A 7206-nucleotide genomic window follows, 5' to 3' on the forward strand; every position below is an offset into this window, starting at 1 on the left:
AGAGAGGGAGAGGGGGAGAGAGGGAGAGGGGGAGAGTATTTTTCCCTGTTCCCTGTTCCCTGTTCCCTGTTCCCTGTTCCCTGTTCCTTCTGACTACTGACTATTGACTACTGACTATTGACTACTGACTACTGACTACTGACTACTGACTACTGACTATTGACTACTGACTACTGACTACTGACTATTGACTACTGACTATTGACTACTGACAACTGACTACTGACTATTGACCACCTGATTTTCCTGCCGCAGATAAGCTTGAATGAACGGTTCTAATTCGCCATTCATCACATCTAGGATGGCGGTTGTTTCCACCCCAGTCCGCAAATCCTTGACCATTTGATAGGGGTGAAAAACGTAGTTGCGAATTTGGTTGCCCCAAGCTGCCTCTACCATGTCGCCGCGAATCTCGGCAATTTCCGAAGCCCGCTGTTCCTTAGCAATCACCAACAGCCTAGCCTTGAGTAATGCCAAAGCTTTTTCCTTATTTTGCAACTGACTGCGTTCTTCGGTACAGCGGACGGCCAAACCAGTGGGAAGGTGAACGATGCGGACGGCCGTTTCTACCTTGTTAACGTTTTGTCCGCCCTTGCCGCCTGCGCGGGAAGTTGTGATTTCTAAGTCTTTTTCTGGGATATCCAATTGTACGGATCGATCGAGCACCGGCATCACTTCGACGCCCGCAAAACTGGTTTGACGCTTGTCATTCGCGTTAAAAGGCGAAATTCTGACCAAACGGTGAGTGCCTTTTTCCGATCGCATATAACCGTAAGCGTAGCGGCCGACAATTTCCAAAGAAGCTGATTTAACACCTGCTTCCTCTCCCTCGGAAATTTCCATTAAATGTACTTTGTAACCTTGACTTTCCCCCCAGCGGGTGTACATCCGCAGCAGCATTTCGGCCCAATCTTGAGCATCCGTGCCGCCCGCCCCGGCGTTAATTGTCAAGACTGCGCCGCCTTCGTCGTAGGGGCCCGATAGTAATTGTTGCAGTTCCCACAGGTCGAGTTCGCGGGTTAATTGAGCAAGACTCGATGAGGCTTCTTGGAACAAAGACTCGTCGGCTTCTAACTCCAGCAGTTCTAAAATAGCTCTAGCGTCTTCTAGGCTAGTCTGCCAGCCGCGGTATTGGTCTAAATGAGATTTGAAGTTGTTGAGTTCTTGGAGGGTTTCTTGAGCTCTATCCTGGTCGTCCCAAAATGCTGGTTGGGCACAGATTTGCTCTAAGTCTTGGATTTTGGCTGTGAGTGCGGGGATGTCAAAGATAGTCCTGGGTGGTACCCAGTCGATCGGACAATGTTTCGATATCGTGCTTGATGTCTAGAACTTCCACTGTGAGTTTTCCTAGTTGTGGGGTGTATTTTTGAGTTTAGCTGAAATTGCGCTCTTTCAACAAAATGTTATGACTTCTTCCTGATTAGATATAGTGCGAACCTGTTGAATTAAAAACTTTACCGCATTAAAAATTCAAGATTCAAAAAAAAGTTGCTATAATCTAAAATCAGGTTAACGATCTCGATGGAAGTTAACTGCCATGATTTCCCCAGAACTTAAATTGAGCTTGCCGTCCACCGAAGACCTGCCCTGTTCGGACGATACCCCTGTGGATAACGAAGACCAGAATTTGCTGCCGAACCTACTGTTGTTTGTCTTGATCGGTATTTGGTCCGATCGCATGGATTGGTACTTTGGGGTAGATATGGCGGTGTATCACACTACAGGAATCAGTCCCAAAGTGCCTGTCGTCCCGGACGGATTTCTCAGTTTGGGGGTGGAGCGCCGAAAAGGAGGCAAATCTCGCCGCAGCTATGCTGTCTGGGAAGAAAACGAGGTTGTGCCGATTTTAGCGTTGGAAATGGTGTCTCACAAACCGGGTGGGGAGTACGACGATAAGATGTCGATTTATGCCGGGTTAGGGGTTTTGTACTACATTATTTACAACCCCGAATTTTGGCGGCGCGATCGGCATCAACCGTTTGAAGTGTACAAGCTGATTGACGGGCAATACAGGCAGCAGATTGGCGAACCCTATTGGATGCCAGAAGTGAGACTGGGCATAGGGCGCTCTGGGCAAGTTATTGGGGGCATCGAGCAAGAAATTCTGGTTTGGTACGACGAGTCAGGAAATGTCTATCCCTTGCCGGATGCAGCGGCAGGGCAGATGCGCGAGGAGTTGAGGGTAGAACGACAGCGAGCTGAGGTTCAACAGCAGCGGGCCGAACGCCTAGCTGAGTATTTGCGATCGCAAGGTATCGATCCCGATAACCTGCCTGAATCGTGACATGAAATTCGATCGCTTCACCGCATTCTTCCTTCTTTCTTGTAACTAATGACTAATGACTAATGACTGATGACTAATGACTTCTTAAATATACTGCGAACCTGTGGAATTGAAGGCTTTACCGCATTCGTGAGCGCATACGTCCAACCTTTTGGAACATGAAAAATTTTTTGTGAGGTCTTCGCGAAACCAATCACAGGCGATCGCCTCTTTCACTGATTTAGTTCTGAGAGAATTAAATCCATTGCCGTACTTTTCAATTAAAGCCAGCATTTGGGGTCTGTAAGTGTCGTTATAAACAGCGTATTTAGTATGGCTGACCCAACAGCAAGGCCAAAGTTCCGCTTCAAAAGAAATAAAAATCTCTTTGGTGGCTTGAGTTTGGCAGCTAATTTCTACATTGCGGTAGTAATTATTTAGGCTACCAAATGTTTCTACAGCTTTGATAAATTGATCTCCCTGTGGATTTTTATATTGTTCCAATGATGGGGGTTGGAGTTCTTCGCTGGCTGGCTGTGATGGGATCGGCTGATTTTGAGCTAGTGCTTGAGAGGTTTCGATAGCTATAGCTTGATACCAAGCATAATTTGCTTTTTCTGGTTGCCCCAACTGCGTCAACACTTTAGCTAAATTGCGATAAGCTCCTGCAAAATTGGGTTTAAGCTCGATCGCCTTTTGGTAATAAGCACTAGCTGGCTGCCACTGTTGCTGTTGAGCGTAAAGACTGCCGACATTAGCATAAACTTCGGGAAAATTAGGCTGAATTTTCAGTGCGTTTGTATAGCAGTCGGCTGCTGCTTGCATCTTCCCCATAGCTTGGAAAGCATTGCCTAAAGTTTTACAGGCTGCTGCAAAGTTAGGTTGAATTTTTAGGGCTTGTTGGCAGGCTGCGATCGCCTCTGAGAGCTGTCCTTGTTTCAAACAGTCCTCCCCTTGTCGGTGCAGCCCAACAGCCGTCTGTGTTTGATTTTGAGGGGCTGACGCATTAGTTGTTGCTGGTTGGTTGGGGCGATCGCTCTTAGCATCTACCTGAGAGTTTTCTGCCTGCTGAAGCTGTTGATTTGCGGACTCTTTGTCATAAATTTCTTTTGCTACAAAACGAGAGGTAGCTTTCGGTACAAACTCGACAAATCCTAATTCTTGGGCTAAATCCCTGGCTGCTTCTACTTGGTGCTGGTTGTGTTCAAATATCAAGTAGTGCCAGACAGCTTTTCCGCCCGCTTGGATAAAGGCTTTAACAGATTGCATTATCCTGTCCCAGTTGGTATTTTGGCGGTAAATGCTGTTAGTATCAGCCAATCCGTCGATGCTAAAAATTACGCGATCGTTTTCTCCTGTCATCGCCTGCGCCAGGGCTTGCCACCAGTGGGGGTTGCGCCCGCTACCGTTGGTGTACAGGCAGATTTTAGGAACTCCCATCCGATGCAAATATTCGATCGCCCCAATTGTAGTATTGCTAGTCATAGCATCGCCGTAGTTGCCACACATATAGATCAAATCCAACTGAGAGCAAAACTCTTGTGGGAAAATTCTCTCAATATCCTCCATCTTTAATTCCGCCCCCGGCAAAATCGGGTTGTCGGTGCGGGGACATTGGGGACAAGCGGCATTGCACCGGGAAGTAATTTCTACGCTGACTATCCTGATGTCTTCATATTTTAAGTACATAAGTGTTATTAAATTGAGTTGTGATTAATTTTGAAATCGCGATCGACAGAATTAGTCGAATCAATCTCAACTATAAAATCTCAAATCGACCGATCGCTCTCTTGGTTGTAAATCTTAATCAAAAACCGCAGCCGGAAGTCGATCGAGCTGCGGTTGTTTTTAAGCTAAACTGGCGTTGATTAATCGCGGCCGTTGATAGCAATCAGCAGGCGCAGAATGAAGATGAACAAGTTGATGTAGGTCAAGTACATCGACAAAGCTGCGGGCAAATACTGGTCGTCGCGGTAGCTGCGGGGTAGTATGTAAAAATCGACGATCGCAGCGCCAGCAAAGATAAACACGCCGATGCCGGAAATGCCAATTTCTAACCAGGTTGGGGTGTAGACTCCAAATAGAGAGAGTAGAAATTGACCGCCAACGACGACTAACAAAGCAATCACACCTAAACTGATGGTTTTGGTGATGGCCATGCCGTCTTCTTCCGACAAGTTGGAACCAATTTGGCGGGCGGCGATAAAGGTAATGCCGCAGCCTAGGGCTGCAAAACCGATGCCGCCGATGCCGACACCTTCGGATCTGAGGGCTGTAAACACCAATCCACTGAGGGTGTAGCCGGAAAGCAGGCTGTAGGTTGCCAGGAGGGGTAAGGCGGTACTATTGTTGCCTTTTTCGGCGACACCGCGAGCGACAAAGAATAAAACTAATTCTAGGACGATCGCGGCGATGAATGTGGGAAAAAAGATTCCCGGATAGTTGCGAATGACTCCGAGGCCGCCGTAGGTGCCGACAGCGGTTAAGACAAGTCCGCCACCGACGAAGGGGAGGGCGTTGGAGATGACGTTGGGGCCTACCAGTGCGTGGTTTTTGGCCTCGCGCACGGCTTCGCGGAAATTGCTGGTGTTACTCACGAGGATTTACCTAATGTTGGCTGAGAGTTGATATTTTGGGACTTGCGCGCGGCAAAAGAAACCGGGTATGCACGAAAATACGCGGGTTTGAACCTGTAGTTATGGTGAAAAAGCCAGTTTCTCACGCGGCGCGCAAGTCTTGTATTTCTATTCTGACAGCTTTACCCTGTGTTTGCAAAACCAAGCCGAGTTTAAAGATTTGATAAAGAACCGGGGTGAAATCACTCCCAAGTAGGAAACCATTGTTTATAATCGACTGCGTACATGGTGTGCAGTCTGGCTGCCGCGCCGGAATTAGCACAGTCTAATAGGATTGTCTGACGCCACAGAGATATTCTTTAACTTAATTAACAGGTTGATGTCAAGGTCGATCGAATCGCAGATGGCACAGGTGAATAAATTTGGGATTTTAGATTTGCGATTTGCGATTGAAAGCTTTATGCTAAAGGGAGGGGGCACAGTTGATTTGAGGTTTTTGATGGCCGGCAAGAGTTGAAACTAGGGAGAGAGAATCTCCACAATTTAAAATCTCAAACCTGAAATCGGTTCGGTTAGTTGCACCTGGTAGCTCAGACAGGGAATTTCAAGAAAATTAATGAATAAATTTAGTTCGTACCGACCAAATTCTCAACAGGTAATGTCTAATGCTCACCTTTTTTGCTCGTAAATTATTGTCACCCGCAGCCGGAATTCTTTTGGCTGCTACTGCGGTGATTTCCGTTGGCCAAGCTGCTTTTGCAGGTAATGTCGGAGACGTTTCTGTCGCTGCTGCATCGCAGGGTTCTGAATATTGGCTGCTGGCTCAGGTTGGTCAACCCCCCCAAGGTACAACTTCTCCGAGCCCGAACCCGGTAAAGGTAAACCGGGCACCCGGGCCTGTGAAAATTCCCGAACCTTCGACGGTGGTAGGGTTGGGTTTAGTGGCGGGTTCGCTGGCGGTGACTCGCCGGAGAGCGAGAGTCGGACGATTTTAGATTGGGAGTCAGTAATATGAGGTGCTAGGAGTGGGCATGGGGCTCCGTGGCCCGCGCAGGGCGGAGCGAAGCGGAGGGATGGGGCATGGGCAGGATTGGAATGAACCCACCTCACCAAGCTTGAGAACCGCTATAGCCTTTTCAGGTATTCGTGCAAGAGTAAGCTGTTTTGCATTTAAATTGAATGTCAAAAAAAATCCCCTTCTTGTGGGGAGTAGGGGTTGGGCAGGAGAGCCCGCCCTGAACATAGGATTTAAATCTCCGACAGCTTAATTCTGACTTCTGACTCCTGACTCCTGACTTCTAGCCTTAACGAAAAGACTTTTTCAACCAGCCCTGTTTAAGGATTTTAGCCGATCGCATCCCTCAAAGCATTTTTAGTCATAGCTGCGATCGACTGTTCAGTAGCTTTCGGCAAATGATAGTATTTCCCGCCAGAAGTCTTGGCCAACTCCTTCGCAAAGCCGGTCGAAATGAATTTGCTCTCAGTGTCAATCACCAGCAACTGCATTCCCAGGCCGCGAATTTTGGCAGCAATTTCTAACAATTCCTGCTTAATATCAGGCTTTTCTCCATCTAAAATCGGTTCGCCCAAAGAACGGGCCAAAGGAATATTACCGCGCCCGTCAGTAATCGCGACAATCGCCACTTGACCGATATCTCCCGACTGCCGCGCATTGACTCCCACGCGCACCGCCTGCGTCAAACCGTGGGCCAGCGGCGAACCACCGCCGCAGGGCAGCCGTTCCAAACGCTTGCGGGCCAAGGCTATCGAGCGAGTAGGCGGCAGCAATACTTCTGCTTGTTCTCCGCGAAACGGAATCAGCGCCACTTGGTCGCGGCTTTGATAAGCTTCGGTGAGTAGCTGCATGACAGCACCTTTGGCGGACTGCATCCGGTTGAGGGCCATCGAACCCGAAGCATCCACGACAAATACCACTAGAGCCCCTGCTTTTCTGGCCAAGCGCTTTGCCCGAATGTCTCCCTGTTCCACAAATACGCGCTTCTCTCGATTTGGACTCTCGCCGGCGGTGGGTTCCTGGTCATAATTCCTGTCGCGGCGGGCTTTTTGGTAGGGTGCGGCGGCTCTGAGGGTAGCATCTACAGCGATGCGGCGGACGGGGCCTTTGGGCAATACTGGCTTGACGTAACGACCTCTATCTTCCGAGAAAATGGTGCTTCTGCTGCCGGATTTGCCTTGGCGGTTGGCGTTCTGCGCGAAGAACAGCACGTCGGGGTCGAGAATTACGCCTTCGGGGTCAAAGAGAAATTCTTCGGGAATGTTGGTTTCTTCTTGTTCTTCGGGAGGTTGGTCTTCTTTGTCTTCTTCTTCCTCTTCTTCTTCTTGTTCTTGTTCCGATTGTTCTTGGGG

General features: G+C 48.6%; 7 protein-coding genes. 3 read left to right on the forward strand and 4 right to left on the reverse strand.

Features of this window, described 5'->3' with window-relative positions; translation table 11 throughout:
• Positions 1-219 precede the first annotated feature (219 nt).
• A protein-coding gene (gene prfB / locus IQ263_RS27290; RefSeq protein ID WP_194071185.1) for a peptide chain release factor 2 occupies positions 220-1336 on the reverse strand; the annotation gives its coding sequence in 2 pieces (ribosomal slippage) (positions 220-1263 and positions 1265-1336; 1116 coding nt in all).
• A 201-nt stretch (positions 1337-1537) separates the two neighbouring features.
• Between prfB and IQ263_RS27295 the strand changes: the two genes are divergently transcribed.
• Entirely contained in the window at positions 1538-2284 is a 747-nt protein-coding gene (locus IQ263_RS27295; RefSeq protein WP_194012878.1) for a Uma2 family endonuclease, read from the forward strand.
• Positions 2285-2368: 84 nt separating this feature from the next.
• On the opposite strand, the gene IQ263_RS27300 is transcribed toward IQ263_RS27295, so the two are convergent.
• Complete coding sequence (locus tag IQ263_RS27300; RefSeq protein WP_194071186.1) at positions 2369-3952, reverse strand: radical SAM family protein; 1584 nt, start codon at positions 3950-3952, stop codon at positions 2369-2371.
• A gap of 20 nt (positions 3953-3972) precedes the next feature.
• On the opposite strand from IQ263_RS27300, the gene IQ263_RS27305 reads away from it, so the two are divergent.
• Positions 3973-4131 (forward strand): hypothetical protein, encoded by a 159-nt coding sequence (locus IQ263_RS27305; RefSeq protein WP_194012880.1) that lies wholly within the window; start codon positions 3973-3975, stop codon positions 4129-4131.
• On the opposite strand, the gene IQ263_RS27310 is transcribed toward IQ263_RS27305, so the two are convergent.
• The gene (locus IQ263_RS27310) at positions 4132-4860 is read right to left on the reverse strand and encodes a Bax inhibitor-1/YccA family protein (RefSeq protein WP_194071187.1); all 729 of its coding nucleotides are present in this window, start codon (positions 4858-4860) and stop codon (positions 4132-4134) included.
• A 644-nt stretch (positions 4861-5504) separates the two neighbouring features.
• Here IQ263_RS27310 and IQ263_RS27315 point away from each other — a divergent pair.
• Positions 5505-5834, forward strand: coding sequence for a PEP-CTERM sorting domain-containing protein (locus IQ263_RS27315; RefSeq protein ID WP_194071188.1), 330 nt, complete (start codon positions 5505-5507; stop codon positions 5832-5834).
• Positions 5835-6183: 349 nt separating this feature from the next.
• On the opposite strand, the gene IQ263_RS27320 is transcribed toward IQ263_RS27315, so the two are convergent.
• Positions 6184-7206 (reverse strand): VWA domain-containing protein (locus IQ263_RS27320; RefSeq protein ID WP_194071189.1); only part of this gene is annotated, 1023 nt, incomplete at its 5' end.

Source organism: Tychonema sp. LEGE 06208, assembly GCF_015207505.1.
GTDB lineage: Bacteria > Cyanobacteriota > Cyanobacteriia > Cyanobacteriales > Microcoleaceae > Microcoleus.